Below are 1,381 nucleotides of genomic sequence, written 5' to 3' on the forward strand. Positions count from 1 at the left end.
ATATCTTTGAAGGCGGCACGCCAGAGTGCAAAGAGATGGGGGAGTTATCAGGTGAACAATCCTCTATTTATCTGTTAGGCAAAACACGACAACTGTAATGACAGTACGAAAACTTTCAGATGGCAAGCCCAAGCTGTGGCTTGCCGAGGTTTATCCGCAAGGTAGAGACGGGCCACGCAAGCGCAAGCGGTTTCATACAAAGGCCGAGGCCAGCGCATGGGAAACATTTGTACTTAGTGAGCACAAAAGCAAGCCGTGGCTTGACCAAGAGGCTAAAGAACGCAGAACCCTGCGCGACCTGATTGACCTTTGGTACAAGCTGCATGGTCAGGCGCTGAAGCAAACTGTTTGCCGAATGTCGAAGCTCAATACGATTTGCGAAGGTTTAGGTAACCCGCGCGCTATTGATGTTGATGTGAAGATGTGGGCCCACTATCGCGCCAAGCGACTGGCCGGTGAGCTTGGTACCGGCGTTCGTTCTGACATCAAAAAACCGATTTCCGTGGCGACAGCCAACTATGAGCTGACGTTACTGAAATCTGTTTACAGTGAGCTGATTCGGCTTGGTGAATGGAAACACCCCAACCCGCTAAACATCTTGCGGCGCTCTAAAACCCCTGAAAGCCAGATGACCTTTTTACTGGACCATCAAATTACTGAACTGCTTGCAGCGGCAGAGGCTTACCCTCACCCGCATCTCGCGTTGGTGATAAAGGTTTGTTTAGCTACGGGCGCGCGCTGGCGAGAAGCTGAGGAATTGACGTCTCAGCAGATCACCAAGTATCGCATCACGTATAACGGGGAAACCTCGAAGAGTAAGCGGAACCGGACAATTCCGATATCAGAATCGTTGTACAACGAGTTGGTCAGCTTGGGGAAAACTGGCCCACTGTTTTCACCGTGCTATGAGCAATTCAAGCGGATGATTAGACGCACAAGCATTTCATTACCTGCTGGGCAAATGACTCACGTGCTGCGGCATACGTTCGCCAGCCAGTTCATGTTATCGGGCGGAAACATCGTTATGCTACAACGCGCACTTGGACACTATAATATTTCAGATACAATGCGTTACGCACACCTTGCCCCCGATCACTTGGATGATGTGGTGAAACTAAATCCGTACGACAAGTGGCGGCAAAGTGGCGGCAGAGAGTGACAATATAGCGTCTTATTATGTCTTATTGTTTCGCAAAGCCCGTGCGGTGGGCTAAATCCCGCGCCATTCGGATGTAACAATAAAACAATTTGTTTTTATTAACCTCCTGTCCAATACACAGCTAGACTGAGCTATGTCAATTTGCCATGCTAATAACGTTATACAATTAACCCTTGTTACATTTTTTCATCTGACCCTTTTTACGCACCGTTTGATTACGAG

General features: G+C 48.7%; 1 protein-coding gene. It reads left to right on the plus strand.

Features of this window, described 5'->3' with window-relative positions; translation table 11 throughout:
* The first annotated feature begins 97 nt into the window (after positions 1–97).
* Positions 98–1,159: a phage integrase gene (locus ACRC27_RS09200; RefSeq protein WP_438639740.1), complete on the plus strand. Its 1,062-nt coding sequence runs from the start codon at positions 98–100 to the stop codon at positions 1,157–1,159.
* Positions 1,160–1,381 lie beyond the last annotated feature (222 nt).

Source organism: Plesiomonas sp., assembly GCF_051650925.1.
GTDB lineage: Bacteria > Pseudomonadota > Gammaproteobacteria > Enterobacterales > CAMTGL01 > Plesiomonas.